Source organism: Thermostichus sp. OS-CIW-26, assembly GCF_054058395.1.
In genome coordinates, this window is the sequence record NZ_JBSSAG010000005.1 from 101,200 (window position 1) to 119,190 (window position 17,991).

General features: G+C 57.3%; 17 protein-coding genes, 2 pseudogenes and 1 CRISPR repeat array. Of the genes and pseudogenes, 13 read left to right on the forward strand and 6 right to left on the reverse strand.

Annotation, left to right across the window (positions count from 1 at the left end; translation table 11 throughout):
- The first annotated feature begins 186 nt into the window (after window positions 1-186).
- The 6 genes and pseudogenes from ACVW0C_RS04025 to ACVW0C_RS04050 all read left to right on the forward strand — a co-directional run.
- Window positions 187-1,419, forward strand: a complete 1,233-nt coding sequence (locus ACVW0C_RS04025; RefSeq protein WP_457384429.1) for an RNA-guided endonuclease InsQ/TnpB family protein — start codon at window positions 187-189, stop codon at window positions 1,417-1,419.
- Window positions 1,403-1,795 (forward strand): annotated as a pseudogene (locus tag ACVW0C_RS04030) (ATP-binding cassette domain-containing protein); the annotation flags it as partial. The gene ACVW0C_RS04025 and the pseudogene ACVW0C_RS04030, both read left to right, overlap by 17 nt.
- Window positions 1,796-1,890: 95 nt before the next feature.
- Complete coding sequence (locus tag ACVW0C_RS04035) at window positions 1,891-2,718, forward strand: TlyA family RNA methyltransferase (RefSeq protein ID WP_457384417.1); 828 nt, start codon at window positions 1,891-1,893, stop codon at window positions 2,716-2,718.
- 43 nt (window positions 2,719-2,761) lie between these two features.
- Window positions 2,762-3,187 (forward strand): hypothetical protein, encoded by a 426-nt coding sequence (locus tag ACVW0C_RS04040; protein ID WP_414417062.1) that lies wholly within the window; start codon window positions 2,762-2,764, stop codon window positions 3,185-3,187.
- 350 nt (window positions 3,188-3,537) lie between these two features.
- Window positions 3,538-3,714: a hypothetical protein gene (locus ACVW0C_RS04045; protein WP_414332524.1), complete on the forward strand. Its 177-nt coding sequence runs from the start codon at window positions 3,538-3,540 to the stop codon at window positions 3,712-3,714.
- A 112-nt stretch (window positions 3,715-3,826) separates the two neighbouring features.
- Window positions 3,827-3,919 (forward strand): annotated as a pseudogene (locus ACVW0C_RS04050) (copper amine oxidase); the annotation flags it as partial.
- Window positions 3,920-4,036: 117 nt separating this feature from the next.
- Here the strand turns inward: ACVW0C_RS04050 and sat are convergent.
- From sat to ACVW0C_RS04065, 3 genes are all read right to left on the reverse strand, one after another.
- On the reverse strand, window positions 4,037-5,227 hold the full coding sequence (gene sat, locus ACVW0C_RS04055; protein WP_414373999.1) for a sulfate adenylyltransferase: 1,191 nt from the start codon (window positions 5,225-5,227) through the stop codon (window positions 4,037-4,039).
- Window positions 5,228-5,393: 166 nt separating this feature from the next.
- Window positions 5,394-5,759: a hypothetical protein gene (locus ACVW0C_RS04060; protein WP_457384418.1), complete on the reverse strand. Its 366-nt coding sequence runs from the start codon at window positions 5,757-5,759 to the stop codon at window positions 5,394-5,396.
- A 140-nt stretch (window positions 5,760-5,899) separates the two neighbouring features.
- Entirely contained in the window at window positions 5,900-6,682 is a 783-nt protein-coding gene (locus tag ACVW0C_RS04065) for a ParA family protein (RefSeq protein ID WP_457384419.1), read from the reverse strand.
- 124 nt (window positions 6,683-6,806) lie between these two features.
- On the opposite strand from ACVW0C_RS04065, the gene ACVW0C_RS04070 reads away from it, so the two are divergent.
- From ACVW0C_RS04070 to ACVW0C_RS04090, 5 genes are all read left to right on the forward strand, one after another.
- A complete protein-coding gene (locus tag ACVW0C_RS04070; protein WP_011432698.1) occupies window positions 6,807-8,093 on the forward strand; it encodes a glucose-1-phosphate adenylyltransferase in 1,287 nt (428 codons plus the stop codon).
- A gap of 135 nt (window positions 8,094-8,228) precedes the next feature.
- Window positions 8,229-10,001: an ABC1 kinase family protein gene (locus ACVW0C_RS04075; protein WP_457384420.1), complete on the forward strand. Its 1,773-nt coding sequence runs from the start codon at window positions 8,229-8,231 to the stop codon at window positions 9,999-10,001.
- A 48-nt stretch (window positions 10,002-10,049) separates the two neighbouring features.
- Complete coding sequence (locus ACVW0C_RS04080; protein ID WP_457384421.1) at window positions 10,050-10,418, forward strand: hypothetical protein; 369 nt, start codon at window positions 10,050-10,052, stop codon at window positions 10,416-10,418.
- Window positions 10,419-10,596: 178 nt separating this feature from the next.
- Window positions 10,597-10,926 carry a YggT family protein gene (locus ACVW0C_RS04085; RefSeq protein ID WP_414419115.1) on the forward strand — a complete coding sequence of 110 codons (330 nt, stop codon included), beginning with the start codon at window positions 10,597-10,599 and terminating at the stop codon, window positions 10,924-10,926.
- Between the two features lie 74 nt (window positions 10,927-11,000).
- Complete coding sequence (locus ACVW0C_RS04090; RefSeq protein WP_457384430.1) at window positions 11,001-12,365, forward strand: cytosine deaminase; 1,365 nt, start codon at window positions 11,001-11,003, stop codon at window positions 12,363-12,365.
- A 571-nt stretch (window positions 12,366-12,936) separates the two neighbouring features.
- Here the strand turns inward: ACVW0C_RS04090 and ACVW0C_RS04095 are convergent.
- Window positions 12,937-13,080 (reverse strand): chlorophyll a/b-binding protein, encoded by a 144-nt coding sequence (locus tag ACVW0C_RS04095; RefSeq protein ID WP_041436191.1) that lies wholly within the window; start codon window positions 13,078-13,080, stop codon window positions 12,937-12,939.
- Window positions 13,081-13,169: 89 nt separating this feature from the next.
- On the reverse strand, window positions 13,170-14,234 hold the full coding sequence (locus ACVW0C_RS04100) for a polyamine ABC transporter substrate-binding protein (protein ID WP_414414126.1): 1,065 nt from the start codon (window positions 14,232-14,234) through the stop codon (window positions 13,170-13,172).
- A 356-nt stretch (window positions 14,235-14,590) separates the two neighbouring features.
- Window positions 14,591-15,779: direct repeats of the CRISPR family, unit length 36 nt; unit sequence GTTCCCCCTTCGGGGGGATCCCTAGAAATTGGAAAC.
- Window positions 15,780-15,858: 79 nt separating this feature from the next.
- Here ACVW0C_RS04100 and ACVW0C_RS04105 point away from each other — a divergent pair.
- Together ACVW0C_RS04105 and ACVW0C_RS04110 are read left to right on the forward strand one after the other, a co-directional pair.
- Window positions 15,859-16,383: a GNAT family N-acetyltransferase gene (locus ACVW0C_RS04105; RefSeq protein ID WP_414332273.1), complete on the forward strand. Its 525-nt coding sequence runs from the start codon at window positions 15,859-15,861 to the stop codon at window positions 16,381-16,383.
- 3 nt (window positions 16,384-16,386) lie between these two features.
- Entirely contained in the window at window positions 16,387-17,091 is a 705-nt protein-coding gene (locus tag ACVW0C_RS04110; RefSeq protein WP_011432154.1) for an esterase/lipase family protein, read from the forward strand.
- 9 nt (window positions 17,092-17,100) lie between these two features.
- Here ACVW0C_RS04110 and psb29 read toward each other — a convergent pair whose 3' ends face one another.
- Complete coding sequence (gene psb29, locus ACVW0C_RS04115) at window positions 17,101-17,820, reverse strand: photosystem II biogenesis protein Psp29 (RefSeq protein ID WP_457384422.1); 720 nt, start codon at window positions 17,818-17,820, stop codon at window positions 17,101-17,103.
- Between the last annotated feature and the right edge of the window lie 171 nt (window positions 17,821-17,991).

The following is a 17,991-nucleotide window of genomic DNA, read 5'->3' on the forward strand; positions in this document are numbered from 1 at the left end:
GACACTTCTTTTCTCGACAGCCCTCCATTCTAGAGGCTCAGCAGGTTCATCGTCAGCCCAGAGTGCCATAGCCACCAGCCCGTCGGCATAGGGGATCCCTTCTCAGCTAGAAATCGCAGGAGCCCCGCACTGTACCCGTAGGGTCAGTGCCGGAAGGAATGCGCTTTGATGAAGTACAATGAACTTATGAGCCAAGTCCTGACCATATCCTGTAAGCTCAAGGCGTTCCCGTCACAAGCCGCCAAATTGGACGCGACGATGGATGTCTTTGTGCAGGCATTGAACTGGGTCAACCAGAACACGCCGGAGAAGATCGTCAACGCGGTTAAACTGCAATCCCTTTGCTACTACGAGATTCGAGCCCGGTTCGGCTTGTCCAGTAACTTGGCTCAACAGGTGTGCAGACGGGTGGCGGGCGCTCGCAAAGTGGCGAGACAGCGCAACCGTCCGGTTAAAGAGTTCAAGCGTAGGTTCGTTACCTACGATGCACGTATCTTTTCATTCCGCGAGAAAGACTGGACGGTGTCGCTGACCACGGTGGAAGGGCGAGAGCGCTTTGAACTAGCCATTGGCAACTACCAGCGTGGGATGCTGGCTGGCTCTAACCCCAAATCGGCCACCCTAGTCCAGCGGAAGGACGGCTCCTACTCCATCCAGATTTGCGTAGAGAAAAACCCGCCCAAGCAACAAGATACCGACAGGGTGATCGGGGTGGACTTGGGCAGGACGGATATCGCCCATACGTCAGAGGGGGACAACTGGAATGGACAGCAGTTGAACCGAATCCGAGACCACTACTCCAAGCTGAGGGCGGTACTCCAACACAAAGCCAGTAAGGGCACCCGCAGTTCGCGGCGCAGATGCAGAGAACTGTTGCAACGGCTGTCTGGCAAGGAGAGACGCTTTCAAGCGTGGGTCAATCATCGCATCTCCAAAGCTATTGTCTCTAGGGCAAAGGCTACCAACAGCGCTATTGCTCTGGAAGACCTGACAGGGATCCGGGAAAGGGTCAATCAACAGCCACGCAGCAAAGCCGAACGGCGCAGGGCCAACAGTTGGGCGTTCTACCAACTACGTCAGTTTCTGGAATACAAGGCGAGGGCTGCAGGGGTTTCTCTGATTCTTGTTCCGCCTGCTTACACGTCGCAGACCTGCCACCGGTGTTTGCACATCCATCCCGATCCTACGCAGTCCTACCGCAGTGGAAAGAAGTTCAAGTGTGGGCACTGTGGATGGGAAGGGGATGCGGATTTGAATGGTGCGAATGTGATTGCGCTCTTGGGGGCTGTCGTAAACCAGCCTAGAGGTCCGGGCTTGTTTTGTTCTCTGGTAGAGCAGAGCAGGCTCAGGGCTACTGAAAGCCCGCCCCGTACTGCGAAGCAGTCAGGGCCGGGTAGTTTACGCCGTCCTCTGGGATGAGGTGAAAGACAAGCTGAAGATGAGTGGGCTCTCCCTTTCGGGGGGACAGCAGCAGCGTCTTTGCATTGCCCGCACCTTGGCCATCCAGCCGGAGGTTATCCTGATGGATGAGCCTTGTGCCTCGTTGGATCCCATCTCCACGTTGCGCATTGAGGAGTTGCTCAAGGAACTGGGCCGTCGCTACACGATCATTATCGTTACCCACAACATGCAGCAGGCAGCGCGGGTCTCCGACTTTACCGCCTTCTTCAACACTGAAGTTGACGAAGAGGGGGTTCGCTACGGACGGATGGTGGAGTTTAACCGTACCGAGAAAATCTTCAACGCTCCCGCCCACCGGGAAACGGAAGAGTACGTGAGCGGACGGTTCGGCTAATCTGCTGTTGGCGATCCCTCAATTCTGGTCAGTTGGGATCCCGCTCGCCTATTCTAATGGGCGGGAAGATCTATGCAAGGTGAGGCACCGGCGAGATGGCCAAGCGGGTGCGTCTGGATAGCTGGTTGGTGGAGCGCGGATATTTTTCCTCACGCCAGCAAGCGCAACGCTCCATTTTGGCAGGAGAAGTCTTTCTAAATGGGGTGCGGGCGGAAAAGCCTGGAACCTGGGTGAGCGGGGATCCAGCGGTGCAAGTCCAGTCTGGGCCTGCTTTTGTCTCACGGGGGGGAGAAAAGCTACAGGGGGCGCTGCAAACTTTTCCTGTTCAGGTGCAGGGTCGTATTTGTTTGGATGCGGGCATTTCCACAGGAGGTTTCACAGACTGCTTGTTGAAACGGGGAGCCCAGCGGGTCTACGGAGTGGATGTGGGCTATGGGCAACTGGCCTGGTCTCTGCGAACCGACCCACGGGTCATCCTCAAGGAACGAACCAATCTGCGCTACCTGCAGCCTGTCGATCTCTACGGAACGGAGGTGCCTACTCCAAGCTGGCCAGATCTGGCAGTGGTGGATCTCTCTTTTATTTCCCTAACCAAGGTGTTGGATCCTCTCTGGAACCTGTTGCGCCCGCCGCGGGAAGCTTTGTTGCTGGTGAAGCCCCAGTTTGAGGCGGGCCGAGACCAGGTGGGTAAAAAGGGGGTGGTACGGGATCCGGCTGTCCATGCCCGCGTGCTGGAGACGGTGATGCGCTCGGCCGTGGCCCAGGGCTGGCAGGTGCAAGGCTACACGTGGTCGCCCATCACTGGCCCTGCCGGCAATATCGAGTATTGGCTCTGGCTGGCCGAAGGAGAAGGGATCCCTCTCCCCAGCGGCAGTGCGCTACAACAGATGAGCGAGCAGGCAAGAGCGACCCTACACGGGTAGCTTGTCGATTTTGTCAATAGGTTGATGTGCTGGGTTGGGGGAGATGAGCCAAAAAATTGAAGAATTATTTCAGGAAGGGATTCGGCGCTATGAATCCGGGGAAGCGGCCAAGACGTTAATTCCCTCTTTTGAGTCAATCTGTAAGGGATCCCCAAAGGCGGCGGCGGCTTGGACGTGCTTGTCCTGGCTCTACCTTCTGGAGGGGCAGGCGGAAAAAGCTCTGAAGGCCGCCCAGACTGCTGTGAAGTTGGATCCGGTGGATGCCCAGCCCCGTGTGAATCTGACCCTAGCCATGCTGGAGCTGAAAAAAACGGGGGTACGTCAGCAGGTGGAGGCCATTAAGCAAATCTTGGCACGGGATCCCGAGCAGATTGAGGGCGTCAAATCCAACCTGAAGGAGGGAGGGAACCGCCGTCCTGCTTGGCCCCACTTGAGCAAGATTTACAACTGGCTTTTTGAAGAAGATTAAGTGACCCTATTCCTTGTTTTGCAACAAGACTTTAGGAAAATCTAGAGCTTTTTATTTTAATCTACAACTCTTAGCGATGTTCTCATGGAGTTGGTGCTAAACTTCTTGTACCCAATAGCAATATGGGATCCATTTATCGATAGGGGTTAGCTCTCGTCGCTTCTCTTCCCCGGCCTCAGTTGATTGATGAGATTGAACTCCGGGCTGGCGCGAGATGCTTAGCTCGGCGGTGGCTGCACTTCAATTGCAGTGGTGTTGCACTGCCGCCGCTTCCATAGCCACTGAATCGAGTCCCGTTTTCCAACCTCACTTTTTTGACCCCTTTGACTGCAGATGGGAGGAACTTTAAGATGAACCGTCAGACCGTTTGGGTTAAGAGCGATACCCGAAACCACCAAGGCTATTTCATTCCCCAGTGTGAGTATACTTTGGTCGAGGCCGACCAAAACGGCTGGGCGCTGATCTGTGCGGACAATGCCCGCTGCTATTATGTGGATCCCGAACAACTCTGGTTTGAGGCGGGATGAGAACTGTTGCTGCCTATTCAGGGCTGCTTGACTTCGAGGGAGTTCTGTAGAAACGCGGGCTCCCCATCATACATTCTCCCCATGCCGTTGGGCAGGGTTTTTTTCATGGGATGAGGATTGGCCCGTCATGCCTGTACACAGAACGGGCTTTAGGCTGGTACCTTGGGGCTTCTTCGACCGCAACCCGACAATCAATCTAGCGGAGCCGGCCCGATACTCGACTGGAATCTGGTTCAAGTTCAACTTTCAATACAACTTTCAATACAGAGGGTCTGGTCTGTCCCAGGCCCTTTTTGACTGCCACTTAGGGAGATTCCCAGGGTTAACCCCGCTCTCGCATGGCTTCGGCCAGCAGCCGGGCCACTTCTGGTCGAGAAAACTCCGGCGGGGGCACTTCACCGCGGCGCAGCATTTCCCGCACCTTGGTACCTGAGAGGTGAATGCGCTGGTGAGGCTGGCTGGGGCTGGTCTTGGCCGTGGCCATGGTGCCGGTGACGGTGCAATAGAAAGCATGTTCAAACTTCAAGGGAATGATGCCCAGCTCCCCCGGCTGGAACTCATCGAAAATGTGTTGGGCATCGTAGGTACCGTAGTAGTTCCCCACCCCGGCGTGATCCCGCCCCACAATGAAATGGGTACAGCCATAGTTTTTGCGAATGAGAGCATGGAAAATAGCCTCGCGGGGGCCGGCGTAGCGCATCGACGCAGGGTTGATGGCCAAGATCACCCGCTCCTTGGGGTAGTACTTTTCGATCAACACCTCGTAGCAGCGCATACGCACATCGGCGGGAATGTCGTCGCTTTTGGTAGCCCCCACCAGCGGGTGCAAAAATAGCCCGTCCACAATCTCCAAGGCACATTTTTGGATGTATTCATGGGCGCGGTGGATGGGGTTGCGGGTTTGGAAGCCTACGATGGTTCTCCAGCCTCTTTCCCGAAACAGTTGCCGCGATTGGGCCGGGTCAATCTGGTAGGCCGGAAAAAGAGGGTGGGGATCCCGCTGCAGGAGGGTGACGGGGCCGGCCAAATAGACGGATCCCTGCTCGTAGAGCACCTTTACCCCTGGATGCTGCTCATCGGTGGTGCGATAAACTTGCAGGGCTTCGTATGTTTTATCGTAGGTGAACTTCTCGGTCAGCTCCAGTAAGCCCAGGATCTTGCCCGCGGAGCTGGCCAAGGCGATCATTTGCCCCTCTTTCAGACCCGCTGCCACTTCCGAGGAGACCGGCAGGGTGACCGGCAGCGACCAAGCCAAGCCATTGGCCAGGTGCATCGTTTCCAGGACGGCCTGATAGTCTTCCCGCCCCATAAACCCCGTCAGTGGGCTGAAGCCGCCGATAGCGATCATCTCCAGATCCGATTGGGCCCGCTCGTCGAGATAGAGGATGGGGCAATGTTCGGCTTTGGAACGCAGCTCCTGCGCCTGCTCAGGCGGGGCAATGCGGTTGATCAGGGTGCCCCCGTGGGGCGGAATGGCATCACCAGCAGGGAGAGTCGATGGAGATTGGCTCATGAGAAGGGCACTGAGAACAAAGGTTATCCAATCCAATATCCAGCTATCGAATCCCGGATCTCCAGGAAGCAGGGAAAAAAGCACAGGTCGGGCTGAAAGCAGGCGGGAGCAGAACAGATGGAGACCCCATCCAGGCTCATACCCTTAGGGATCCCTTCCATCCCGGTCAATCCAACAAATAGGGGGGCATGCTTTCATCGGTGGCCGATACGTTGTCGAAGATGGGCCGATTCATGATCTTCTTTTGCGCGTGCAGAGGTGAGGATTGGGGTTTGGGCTGAATGGGGGCTTGTCCTCTGGGGTTCTGTAACTCCTGGATGGTTTTAGCCCGCTCGTCTGCGACCGCTTGCAACTGCGCCAGCGCCTTTTGCAATTCGTCCCGATGGGCAGTGACTTGCTGCAATTGAGCTTGCAGGGTAGAGACTTTGTTTTGGTAGTCCTGCAAGAGTTGTTGAGCTTCGGCCAGTTGGCTTTTGAGGGCTGCAATTTCCGGCAATTCTGGGGTTGGTTCTGGGGGAGACTGAGAAGACATCGTTGTCGGCTCCTCACCTGTGGGAGTAGACTCTGCGGAGGTGGGCTCTGAACTGGTTTTAGCACCGGCCTTGCGCCGAATTCCGCCGGAGCGGCGGGAAGTTTCCCCCGACGAAGGAAAGAGGCTACGGTCAGATCCGGTCACAAGAGCACCTCGTGTTCAACCAACTGTAGCAGCCGCTGACACACCGCCGACCCAGGCCGATAGTCCATCACCGTCAAGCCGTAGTCAAAGGCGATGCGCAAATCGCTGCTATCTGGAATGGTAACGGGTGAAAGCACATCCGCAAAAATCTGTTGCGCTTGCACGTACAATTGCCCGGTATGGGATCCCGACCAAATGCCCCCCGGCAGATAGCGGTCGTCCAGCATTGTCAAAATGGCGCGGGCTTGGCTTAGCTGGCCTTTCAGGGCCTCAATGTAGCGCAAGGTTACTTCCGCGCAGGAGAAATCGGCGCGGTTGAGCCGTGTCGGGATCAACACCCGCTGGGCCACCCGCAGGGCATTGGCGGTGAGGGCATTCAGTTCTCCCGGCGTATCGAGAAAGATGAAGTCGTAGTCCGGCAGCAAGGGATCCAGTTGGCGCTGCAACAGATTCTGCCCCATCTCTCCGGCAGCAGCCAGTTGGGCCGCCACTTCCGCCATGGTGCTGTGGGAGGGCGCCACATCTACCCCCTTGTCGGTGCAGTAGATCACCTCTTCCAGAGGACGTTGGTGTTGCGGGTGTAAGCTGGCCCAAACCGTTTCCGGTGCCGCCAGGGATCCGGCCCCTTCCAGGTAAAGGTTGCTGGCGGTGGCCTGGGACGTGAGATCGATGAGCAAAACTCGGTATCCCCGCTGGGCCGTCAACTGAGCCGCGTGGACGCAGAGGGTGGACTTGCCGGTGCCCCCTTTGTTGTTGGTAAAGGCCAGGATGCGCGCCATCAGCTCCCCCCGTTTTGCCAACTTGTTCCCCTTTCCGAGCAGCCCGGCCAGATCTGACAGGACAGTCGTTGAGGTGGCCCCGCAGCAGTCTATGCTATTGGGTGTAGCCTGGTGGAGGACAACCATGCGCGATGTACTGGCGATCATCTTGGGAGGTGGGCGTGGCACCCGACTTTATCCCCTGACCAAGCGCCGCGCCAAACCCGCTGTGCCCCTGGCCGGCAAATACCGCCTCATCGACATCCCGGTCAGCAACTGCATCAACTCCGACATCGAAAAAATCTACGTCCTCACCCAGTTCAACTCTGCCTCTCTAAACCGCCACATCGTCAACACCTACCGCTTGTCTCCCTTTACAGGCGGCTTTGTGGACGTTTTGGCGGCCCAACAAACCCCTGACAATCCCGATTGGTTCCAAGGCACCGCCGATGCTGTCCGCCAATACCTCTGGCTGATGGACTCCTGGAAGCCGCGGGACTTCCTCATCCTATCTGGGGATCACCTCTACCGCATGGACTACCGCCCCTTCATCCACCATCACCGGCAGGTGGGAGCCGATGTGACGCTGGCGGTGCTCCCCTGTGAAGAAAAAGTGGCCTCGGGTTTTGGCTTGCTCAAGCTTGGCGAGAACGGTCGCATTGTGGATTTCAAGGAAAAGCCAACAGGAGATCTGCTGAAAGCCTGCCAGGTGGACACCCAAGCCCTCGGCCTCAGCCCGGAAGAAGCCAAAGCCAAGCCCTACATCGCCTCCATGGGCATCTATGTATTCAAGCGAGAAGCTCTGATCGAGATGCTCAAAGTCAAGGAGCACACCGACTTTGGCAAAGAGGTGCTGCCGGCAGCCATCGGCAAGTACCATCTGCAAGCCTACCTCTTCAAGGGTTACTGGGAAGACATCGGCACCATCGAGGCTTTTTACCGGGCCAACCTGGCACTGGTGCAGCAGCCCAACCCGCCCTTCAGCTTCTTCGACAGCGAAATGCCCATCTACACCCGCCCGCGCTTTTTGCCCCCCAACAAAATCCTCGACTCCCAGATTGTCAACTCCATGATCGCCGATGGTTGCATCATCAAAAACGCCCAAATTCGCAACTCCATCATCGGCATTCGCAGCCGCTTGGAGGCCAACACCATCATCGAAAACACCCTGGTAATGGGAGCCGATTACTACGAGTCGGCAGAAGAGCGACAGGCCAGGCTGGAGGAAGGGATCCCACCGGTGGGCATCGGGGCCAACTCTCACATTGTCAACGCCATCGTGGATAAGAATGCCCGCATTGGGCGCAATGTCCGCATCCTCAACAAGGATCACGTCACCGAAGCGCAGCGGGAAGAGGAAGGGATCTGGATCAGCAACGGCATCGTCACCATCATCAAAGACTCGGTGATCCCGGACAACACCATCATTTGAGGGGGAAACAGGCCGGCCCTGGCCGAGAAGGGGGCAGGATGGGGCTGACAGGCCCTTGCGCAGAAACGGCGAGGCTTTTTCTGTTAAGATGGATACCGAGAGCTTCAAAACAAAAGACTGTGAGATCGCTGGAGTGTGTTTAGTAGAACTTCGCCCATTGCCGCTTTGGAAGTTTACGATCCGCAATTGATCTGCCGCTATTACCGCTGGCGCCTGCCCCAAGTGATCGGTCGGGCGCTGGCCATTCTCTGGCCTTTCTTGTGGTTTGTCCTCTGTTTGCGCTGGGATCAACTGTGGGGACACACTGATCGCAATGTGGGACGGCGCTCGGTGCAGTTGCGAAAGCTGCTCACCGACCTGGGGCCAACGTTCATCAAGGTGGGGCAGGCCCTCTCCACCCGCCCCGATCTGGTGCGCAAAGACTACCTAGAAGAACTCACCCAACTGCAAGATCAACTGCCGCCATTTCCTTCCGAGCAAGCATTTGCCCGCATCGAATCCGAGTTGGGCCGTCCGATTGCCGAGATCTTTGCCCAGATCTCTCCAGAGCCGGTGGCTGCTGCCAGTTTGGGCCAGGTTTACAAAGCGCAGTTGCACAGCGGCGAATGGGTGGCGGTGAAGGTGCAGCGACCCCATCTGCAAGAGCAGTTGAGCCTGGATCTGTACCTGATTCGCTGGGCCTCGACATGGCTGGGCCCCTGGCTGCCCTTAAACCTGGGCAGTACTTTGACGGCGGTGGTCGATGAGTTTGGCCGCAAGCTTTTTGAAGAGATCGACTACCTGCACGAAGGGCGAAACTGCGAGCGCTTCGCCGAATACTTCCGCGACGATCCGGATGTGTACGTGCCGCGCATCTTCTGGGCCTACAGCACCCGCCGGGTTCTGACCCTGGAGTGGATCGACGGCATCAAGCTGACGGATGTGGAGCGCATTCGAGCAGCCAACCTGGAAGTGAAACAATTGGTGCGCATCGGGGTGGTTGCTGCCCTCAAGCAATTGCTGGAATACGGCTTTTTCCACGCGGATCCCCATCCGGGCAACCTGTTCGCCCTGGCCGATGGTCGCTTGGCCTACATCGATTTCGGCATGATGGATCAGCTCACCGAGGAAATGAAGGAGTACTTGGTGGATGCTCTGGTTCACCTGGTGGATCGCGACTACAACGCCCTGATCGATGACTTTATTCATCTGGGCTTTTTGCAGTCGGATGTCGGCCGCCAAGAGCTGATCCCCGCCTTGGAAAAGGTGCTGGCAAACGTGCTGACCCAAGAGGTGGTCAACTTTAACTTCAAAACGGCCACAGATCAGTTCTCCGACTTGATGTACCGCTACCCCTTTCAGGTGCCCTCCCACTTTGCTCTGGTGATCCGCTCTTTGGTGACCCAAGAGGGAGTCGCCCTCAGCCTCTATCCCCAGTTCCGCATCGTCGGCGTGGCCTATCCCTATGTGGCCAAGCGCCTGCTGACGGATGAATCCCCCCGTATTCGCCAACGGCTGCTGCAAGTGTTGATTAAAGACGGCAAGTTCCGCTGGAACCGCCTGGAGAACCTGATTCAAATTGCCCGCAGCGATGGCGGGCTGGATTGGATCCCCACCGCCCAAACGGGTTTGCGCTACCTGATGTCGGAAGAGGCCCGCGATCTGCGTCGCCAGTTGGTGCTTTCCCTCACAGAAGATGATCGCCTTCACTTTGAGGAGCTGCAGCGCCTGTGGCAGTTGCTCAGCCCTGAACTTTCCCCGGCCTACCTCTGGCAGGCGACGCTGAGATCCCTACCCTCGACCGGCGATCTGCAACACACGCTTGCCGAGTTCAGGGATCAGGTGCAAGCCCATCTGGAACATCTCAGCCGCTGGCGGCTACCTCAACCTTGGTCGGATTTGCTGGCAGGAGTGGGACAGGAAAGGTAGAACGGAAGAAGATGACTCAAGTTTATTGTTATTGAGCTGGACAAAAGCGTGGCAGATCAGAAAGGTGACTTCATTGCGGGTGTAGTGACTGGCGCCCTGTTGGGAGGGATCATCGGCGGGGTGATCGGGTTTGTGCTTGCCCCTCGACTCAGCAAGGGATCCGCCGAAGGCCAACGCCGGGATCCAGATCGCCTCAACGGCACCTCCGCAACCCCTGAACGACCGCGCCTCAGTGCTTCAGGTGAGCCCGCCATGTCCAGCGACTGGAAGAAGTGGGAAAATGAGGCAGAACGAATTGCCCAAGCCCGCCGCACTCTAGAGGCCAAGATTGCCGAGTTAAACGAGGCGATCCAGGCCACCCGGGCTCAGTTGCTTGTCAAGGAAGTGCCTGCCCCTGCTGCTGAGGAAAACTCTTGAGCTTGAGCGGGAAGAAGGAACCTCAGGGGTCTCCCGCCCATGTCAAACTAGAGGCGGCAATGGCTTTCTGCCTTGCATCTTTGGATGGGTTGCCATCGGATGTGAGGTTTGCCTCTGCTGACGGCGTTTGGTCTGTCTGACTGATCTGTGTTTTGTTCATTCCCTTCTCTGAACCGCTATGATGCTTAGCCACTTGTTGTCTCCTCTCGCCTGGATGGACGGCCTCTCTCTGGGGTTGGTCTACGGCACTGCCGCGTCTTTGCTGTTCCGCTCCCTTTACCAGTTCATCGTCATTTACAATGCTCTGCTGATCGTGCGGATCTTGCTGAGCTGGTTCCCGCAACTGAACTGGTCTAACCCCATCCTGTCGGTGCTCAGCCAACTCACCGATCCCTATCTCAACCTGTTCCGCGGCATCATCCCCCCCATTGGCGGCTTGGACTTTTCCCCCTGGCTGGCCTTCATTTTGCTCAGCTTTGCCATGCAGGTGGTGGGCCAGTTTGCCTAGCTGCTGTAGCACTGGATTCCTCCTGAGGGGCTCGGATCCCCTTAAGATTGGGAGTCACTTTTTCGTTGCCCGCCATGCAGATCCCCGGCGTTGCCCACTACTGGCTGCTGAATGCTCAGGTTCCCCTGTCGGTACTGAAGGAGGCGGTGCCAGGAGCTGTTCCCAACCGCGATAACCTGGTGTTGCTGGATCTGGAAATCGAAGGGGGGCAGATCCGCCAAATCCGGCTGGCAACAGGGATCCCGCCCCAGGGGATCCCCAGCGTGGATCTAAGGCGGGGCCAAGTGTGGCCCTGCTTTGTGGACATCCATACCCACCTGGATAAGGGACATGTGTGGCCGCGCACCCCCAATCCCGATGGTACCTTTGCCGGGGCGAGGCAGGCCGGCCAGGAAGATTGGGCGAAGATGGAGCAAGCTTATGGCAGGGATCCAGAGCGGTTTCGGGAGGATCTCTACCGTCGCTTCAGCTTCGGTTTGCGCTGCAGCTATGCCCATGGATCCCAGGCGGTGCGCACCCATCTGGCCTGTGAGAACCCTCAAGTTATGGGGGCCAACTGGGAGGTGTTTGTTCAGCTGCGCCGAGAGTGGGCGGGCAAGCTGGAACTCCAGGCGGTCACGCTTCTGAGCTTGGATACCTTTCTCACCCCTGCAGGGGAAAAGCTGGCGGACAAGGTGGCGGAAGTGGGCGGGATCCTGGGTGGAGTGGCGGCGATGGGGCCGGAACTGGATCGGCAATTGGATCGGGTGTTTGCCCTGGCCAAGGAGCGGGGCTTGGCTCTGGACTTTCATACGGATGAGACGGATGATCCGGGATCCCTCACATTGAGACACGTAGCAGCGGCGGCCTTGCGCAACGATTTTCCCCATCAGGTGGTGTGTGGCCATTGCTGTAGCCTGGCCGTGCAACCGCCGGAGGTGGCCCACAAGACTATGGCCTTGGTCAGAGAGGCGGGAATTGCCGTGGTCAGCCTGCCCATGTGTAACCTATATTTGCAAGCCCGTAACCCCGGCCATACCCCCCGCTGGCGGGGAGTGACGCTGTTGCATGAGCTGAAGGCTTTGGGCGTGCCGGTGATGATAGCCAGCGATAATTGCCGGGATCCCTTTTATGGCTTTGGGGATCACGACGGCCTGGAGGTGTTCCGGGAGGCCACCCGCATTTTGCACCTGGATACCCCCTATGGGGATTGGCCACAGGCGATTACCACCACCCCTGCCCGCATCATGGGCTTGACCGAGCGAGGGCAAATTGGGGTGGGGCTGCCGGCAGATCTGGTGCTGTTCAAAGGACGTGGCTTTGACGAGCTGCTCTCGCGACCCCAACATGACCGGGTGGTGTTGCGTCAGGGGCAGGCCATCGACACCACTTTGCCGGACTACAGCGAACTGGACGACTTGATGGAGAAGGTGGGGACAGCGCTCAGCTCCGAGAAGTAGAGCGGGGTCACAGTCGTTTTAAGTTAGATTAAGACACTTCCCAATTGCTCCTCTCTCCCTTTGCCTGGAGGTGGTGGTTGTGGCAGCGGCGCGGAACGCTGGGGCGGCACCGTGGAGCATGCCTCTAACCCCCAAAACCCTGAACTTTGCTGAATTTACTGAGCTTTAGGCGGTTTGGCAAAAGTCATTGAGAGGGATATAGTAGACCAAGTTTCCCCCTGATCCTTGAGTCCACCGCAACGGTTGCCGGGAAGTGAAGGGGGAAAGCGCTCGGGGGGTATTCCTCAGGGCTTTGCGGGATACCGCCTTCCTGCTCAGAGATAGGCAGGATGCGATCGCTTCTTTCCTGAACCATGTTCAGGAGAGTTCAGCGTGAATGTATCAGTCAGCGGCAGAAGCAAGGCAGTGGAAGCTGGACTTAACAGCCTGCATTTCGCTTCCACTTCCATTTGGATTCATTCAGACCTAAATCCAGAATCGAGGGCAATGCGAAAGCCTGGCTGCTTTGCAGAGGGTGGAAACTACAGCCAGGCAAGCAAGGATCTACAGCAGTGTCGTAGGCCCACCGGGATTACATCAGGCCGATTTGAGAGAGGATCCCTTGGCCGGTCAGCAACTCGGTCGCAACGCCAATCACAAAGCCCAACATTGCCAAACGGCCATTCCATTTTTCGGCGAAGGTGGTAAAGCCAAACTTAGCTTCTTGGTTTTCCATGGTTCTAGCTCCATCAACGGGTGACATCTTTAATGTGGCTCAGATATTAAAAAGTGTCAAGTTTTATGTCGAGAGCTAACAAGGGATCCCTAGCTGCTTTTCACGGTTGTCCAGAGGGCGTCGATGAGGCGCAGCTCTTCCCCTGACAGCACTTTAAGGTAGGTGAGTTTGGCAAGGGCCTCTTCGTCAGGGTAGATGGCCGGGTTTTGCCGATCTTCTGGGTTGATCATGGGCAGAGCTGCAGCGTTGGGGGTGGCGAAGCGGTTGTGGTTGCTCAGTTGAGCGCCGACTTCAGCATCCAGGATGAAATTGATGAAGCGATTGGCCAGCTCGGGGTTGGGGGCCTGGGCGGGAATGGCCATTACATCCAGCCAAATGTGGGCACCCTCGCGGGGGACAAAATAGCCGATGTTGGGGTTTTCTTCGGCAGCTTGCAGGGCATCGCCGCTGTAGACGATGGCTACATTGGCCGTTCCAGAAACCAGTTGGTTTTTGCCCCCCACGCCCCCAATTAGGCCGGCACTGCGGCGCTTGGTGTCGATCAAAAGCTGCTGGATCTGCTGCAGTTCGGAGCGAACGGTGGTGTTCATATCGAAGCCCAGGTAAACGGCAGCAGCGCCGATCATGGAGCGCATCTCGTCGATCATCACAAAGGGGCCATACTGCTGCTGCGGGTCGAAAATCAATCCCCAAGAGCGTTCAAAGTTTTCGGGCAGGCGGTCTTTGCGGTAGCCAATGCCGGTGGTGCCCCACTGATAGGCGGCGGTGTAGGTGTTTTCTGGATCAAAGGGCAGGCCGACAAATTTTTCGCCCAGGTTGCTTAGGTTGGGGATCAATTCTTTGTTGAGAGGCTGCAGCAGTCCCAGCTCCAACATGTTGGGCACAATGTAGTCGGTGGGAACAACAATGTCGTACTGGCTGGTGCCTCCCCCCCGCAGTTTGGCCACCATGTCTTCGTTGGATTCGTACACGCTGACCAGCACGCGGCTATTGGTGGCTTTTTCAAAGGCGGTGAGGATGTCGGGATCGATGTATTCTGACCAGATGTAGAGATTGAGGGTCTGCCCCTGGGCAGAGGTAACGTGGGGCCAAAACAAAACCAGGACAAGCACACAGCAGAGTAGGGTTGTAGCCGAGGCAATCCACTTTTTCATGAGATTTCTCCGACTGTGAAAAGTTGAAAACATCGTATCTGCTTTCATCCCCCAGCCGGCTACACCCGCGGCTAGGGGGCACGCCTTGGGCAATCGCCAAGCCCCGCAAACTCCGGTTGAGGCTCGGGTACTCACCCTTGTTTCCAAGACAACACCCAAACGGTATCAACGCCTCCGCGAGCGATCCGCCAAAAGCCGCAAAGGCCGATTCTTTCGTCGGATCCCTCGATGCCTTGCGCCACAAGGCTTTCCAGCCCCAAAACCCCCTCGCCACAGCTCTTTTTGCCGACTTTTTTCCGGATCCCTCGCAAATGGGTCTTGCATTCCTTGCCCTGCTTGGGTTTAATAGGGGTGGAGTTCCCCCTTCGGGGGGATCCCTAGAAATTGGAAACAACACCTCATCGCTCCAGGATCCTACCCAGCCGTCCAGTTCCCCCTTCGGGGGGATCCCTAGAAATTGGAAACAACAGAGACAGCGTGTGGATATTGCTCTTCGTTCATGTTCCCCCTTCGGGGGGATCCCTAGAAATTGGAAACTATCTACTACCAGTCGTTGGGATCCGGCCAACCGTCTCGTTCCCCCTTCGGGGGGATCCCTAGAAATTGGAAACATTGTCCTTATAGGAGCAGTCCTTAAGATAGGCAGCCAGCCCGTTCCCCCTTCGGGGGGATCCCTAGAAATTGGAAACCGTCCCCAGGTGATCACCGCGTCTTCCGGAATGTCGCGTTCCCCCTTCGGGGGGATTCCTAGAAATTGGAAACTCCTCATATTCGGTAGCGAACTTTCGAAGAACCCATTTTGTTCCCCCTTCGGGGGGATCCCTAGAAATTGGAAACGGTACCGACACAGTACCATAAAATACTGTTCGGAGTAGCCGTCGCGTTCCCCCTTCGGGGGGATCCCTAGAAATTGGAAACACTTAGGGCCACCTTTACAGGTAACCTCAACAACATGGAATGTTCCCCCTTCGGGGGGATCCCTAGAAATTGGAAACAATACTCACGTCCACCGAAAGTGCGGACTATGAGTTTGTTCCCCCTTCGGGGGGATCCCTAGAAATTGGAAACGACAAACGGAGTTCAACCATCGGAGCATCCTCCAATTGTTCCCCCTTCGGGGGGATCCCTAGAAATTGGAAACGGGGTTCGCTAGATTACCAGCGGATCACCCAACTCCCTGTTCCCCCTTCGGGGGGATCCCTAGAAATTGGAAACGACAAACGGAGTTCAACCATCGGAGCATCCTCCAATTGTTCCCCCTTCGGGCTCCAATTGTTCCCCCTTCGGGGGGATCCCTAGAAATTGGAAACTGTCATTTCTTCCCTCCCATGTACTCACGGAGTGAATTGAAGTTCCCCCTTCGGGGGGATCCCTAGAAATTGGAAACCAGGGGAGGGCAAAATTCCCCTCCTCGAGCGCCTGGAGCAGAGTTCCCCCTTCGGGGGGAGCCCTAGAAATTGGAAACTTGAACGCCTGCGCCTCGGCGTTGCATACGGCGTCCCCAAAGCTGTTCCCCCTTCGGGGGGATCCCTAGAAATTGGAAACAATTCCGCCACCGATCCTGGCTATACTGAGGACACGCTCACCCAAAGTAGGGGTGAGCTTTCACTCGGCAGCGATTCACATGAGTTTTTGGAAGGGCCTGTTCGGGTCAGCAGGAGCTGCTACAACCAAAGAGCCGGCGCAAACAGCTAGGGCCGACCGTCGCCAGGAAACGGTGGTGGTACGAGGGGAGACAATCCTCTTCAGCTTGGATCCCAACTTGGATCTGTACGAGCTAGAGGAGCTCTGCGATGCGGTGGGGTGGTCGCGTCGCCCCATTCAAAAGGTGAGAAAAGCCCTGCAGCACAGCTTTTTGGTGGTGTCGATGTGGCAGCAGCGGGGCAGCTACCGTCGCCTCATCGGCTTTGCCCGGGCAACGTCCGACCACGCTTTCAATGCCACCATTTGGGATGTGGTGGTTCATCCCGATTTCCAGGGTAGGGGTCTGGGCAAGCGGCTGATGGAAAAGGTGATCCACGAGCTGCGCGCCCGAGACATCAGCAACATCACCCTTTTTGCCGATCAGGGAGTGGTCAGCTTTTACGAACGGCTGGGCTTCACCGCCGACCCTGAGGGGATCAAAGGCATGTTCTGGTATCCCCGCTAGCGTATGGCCCCTGTGGTGATTTTGCCCGGTTATCTGGCGGGTGCGTCGGAGTATGAGCCCCTGCGCCAAGAGCTGGAAGCCCGCGGCTATGCGGCACGGGTGGTGCCGTTGCAGGTGCGCAGTTGGTTTCCCACGCTGGGGGGAAGGCCTGTCACTCCCATCCTGTGGGCCCTTCGAGAGACCATCCAAAAGACCTGCGCTGAGTTTGGGGTTGACCGAGTTAACCTGGTGGCCCACTCCGCCGGCGGCTGGATTGCCCGCATCTACCTGGGATCCGTGCCCTATGGGGGACAGGTGTGGCAGGGGCGGGAGCAGGTCGCTGCGCTGATTAGCTTGGGATCCCCCCACACCAGCCGGGAGCGCTGGACGAAGCGCAATTTGGACTTTGTCAACACCCACTATCCGGGGGCCTTTTGGCCCGAGGTCAAATATGTGTGCGTGGCGGGCAGGGTCATCCAGGGGCAGAGGTTGAGTCTGGGATCCCTGTGGCGACAGGAGCATTATCTGGCTTGGCTGGCCTACAACAGCTATTGGCTCACGGCTGGACAGGGGGAATTGTGGGGCGATGGCATTACCCCCATCGAGGCTGCCCACCTGCAGGGGGCTGTTAACCTCACTCTGCCCAACTGCTACCATTCCGGTCGGGGTGGACGGCGCTGGTATGGATCCCCCGAGGTGGTGGAAACTTGGGCTCAGTATCTGGCTTAGGGCCGGGGTTTAGCTGCCAGGCTTGCTTGGGTCGCCGAGGGAAGTCTCGGGCAAAGAAGCGGCCGATTGGCGGCGTTCCTGCTGACGCCGGGCGGCTTTTACCATCTCCTCGACCACAGCCCGCGCCTGCTTCATGCGATCCAAACTGCTGCGATAGAGCTCCAGATCTTTTCTCACCCGCTCTGTTGAAAAGGGCAGCTTGCTCACCACATTCTCCAAAAAGCGGCGGGTGCGTTCTTCTGGTTCTTCGTAAAGGGACTTGGCCACAACTTCATAGGCTGTGTAAAGGCCAACAGCTAAGACCCGGCTGTAGGCGTAGGGCGGCTGAGTCATGCGCTCCAAAATGGCTTTCAACCCACCCACATCTTCCGCCTCTGGCTTGAGACAGAGGAGATCAAGTCTTTGACGGGGATCCCCGCTGCTCATCAACTCCAGCAGATCGCGGGCATTCTTGCGCAACACCTCCGGCTTGAGGTGCAAAGCCTTACAGAGGGCGTTGAAAATGGCTTCTCGCTGCTCAGGGGGGTGATAGGCTTCCATCAGCCCGTCGTAGAGGGTGACCAGCCCCAAGGCAAAAAACGGATCGTAGACGAAGGTGCTGTTGACGGTGGTCAGGTGCAGCTCCACCAACAACTCCTCCACCACCCGGCGATAGACGGCGTTGATCGGGCGAGGGTAGGCGCTGAAAAAGGCCGCTTTGGTGGCGGAGAGGGTGCGAACAGGATTCACAGGCAGATAAAAATGAGCTTGAGGATGGCTTCTCTGTTTTTATTCTCACCTGTGCTGACCCTGAGGGCAAGCTGTGTTGACATCCTCCCCGGCCTGAAGGCCGGAGATTCCTACCACGCTACGCATGGATGGCTCCTTGCGCAGTCGTCTCGGCGGGTTCCTGCTTCCGAC

Bases quoted from the DNA above. Each gene is read 5' to 3' on its own strand.
- ACVW0C_RS04025 (WP_457384429.1), top strand. From the start codon at position 187: ATGAGCCAAGTCCTGACCATATCCTGTAAGCTCAAGGCGTTCCCGTCA.
- ACVW0C_RS04035 (WP_457384417.1), top strand. From the start codon at position 1,891: ATGGCCAAGCGGGTGCGTCTGGATAGCTGGTTGGTGGAGCGCGGATAT.
- ACVW0C_RS04040 (WP_414417062.1), top strand. From the start codon at position 2,762: ATGAGCCAAAAAATTGAAGAATTATTTCAGGAAGGGATTCGGCGCTAT.
- ACVW0C_RS04045 (WP_414332524.1), top strand. From the start codon at position 3,538: ATGAACCGTCAGACCGTTTGGGTTAAGAGCGATACCCGAAACCACCAA.
- sat (WP_414373999.1), bottom strand. From the start codon at position 5,227: ATGAGCCAATCTCCATCGACTCTCCCTGCTGGTGATGCCATTCCGCCC.
- ACVW0C_RS04060 (WP_457384418.1), bottom strand. From the start codon at position 5,759: ATGTCTTCTCAGTCTCCCCCAGAACCAACCCCAGAATTGCCGGAAATT.
- ACVW0C_RS04065 (WP_457384419.1), bottom strand. From the start codon at position 6,682: ATGGCGCGCATCCTGGCCTTTACCAACAACAAAGGGGGCACCGGCAAG.
- ACVW0C_RS04070 (WP_011432698.1), top strand. From the start codon at position 6,807: ATGCGCGATGTACTGGCGATCATCTTGGGAGGTGGGCGTGGCACCCGA.
- ACVW0C_RS04085 (WP_414419115.1), top strand. From the start codon at position 10,597: ATGATGCTTAGCCACTTGTTGTCTCCTCTCGCCTGGATGGACGGCCTC.
- ACVW0C_RS04090 (WP_457384430.1), top strand. From the start codon at position 11,001: ATGCAGATCCCCGGCGTTGCCCACTACTGGCTGCTGAATGCTCAGGTT.
- ACVW0C_RS04095 (WP_041436191.1), bottom strand. From the start codon at position 13,080: ATGGAAAACCAAGAAGCTAAGTTTGGCTTTACCACCTTCGCCGAAAAA.
- ACVW0C_RS04100 (WP_414414126.1), bottom strand. From the start codon at position 14,234: ATGAAAAAGTGGATTGCCTCGGCTACAACCCTACTCTGCTGTGTGCTT.
- ACVW0C_RS04105 (WP_414332273.1), top strand. From the start codon at position 15,859: ATGAGTTTTTGGAAGGGCCTGTTCGGGTCAGCAGGAGCTGCTACAACC.
- ACVW0C_RS04110 (WP_011432154.1), top strand. From the start codon at position 16,387: ATGGCCCCTGTGGTGATTTTGCCCGGTTATCTGGCGGGTGCGTCGGAG.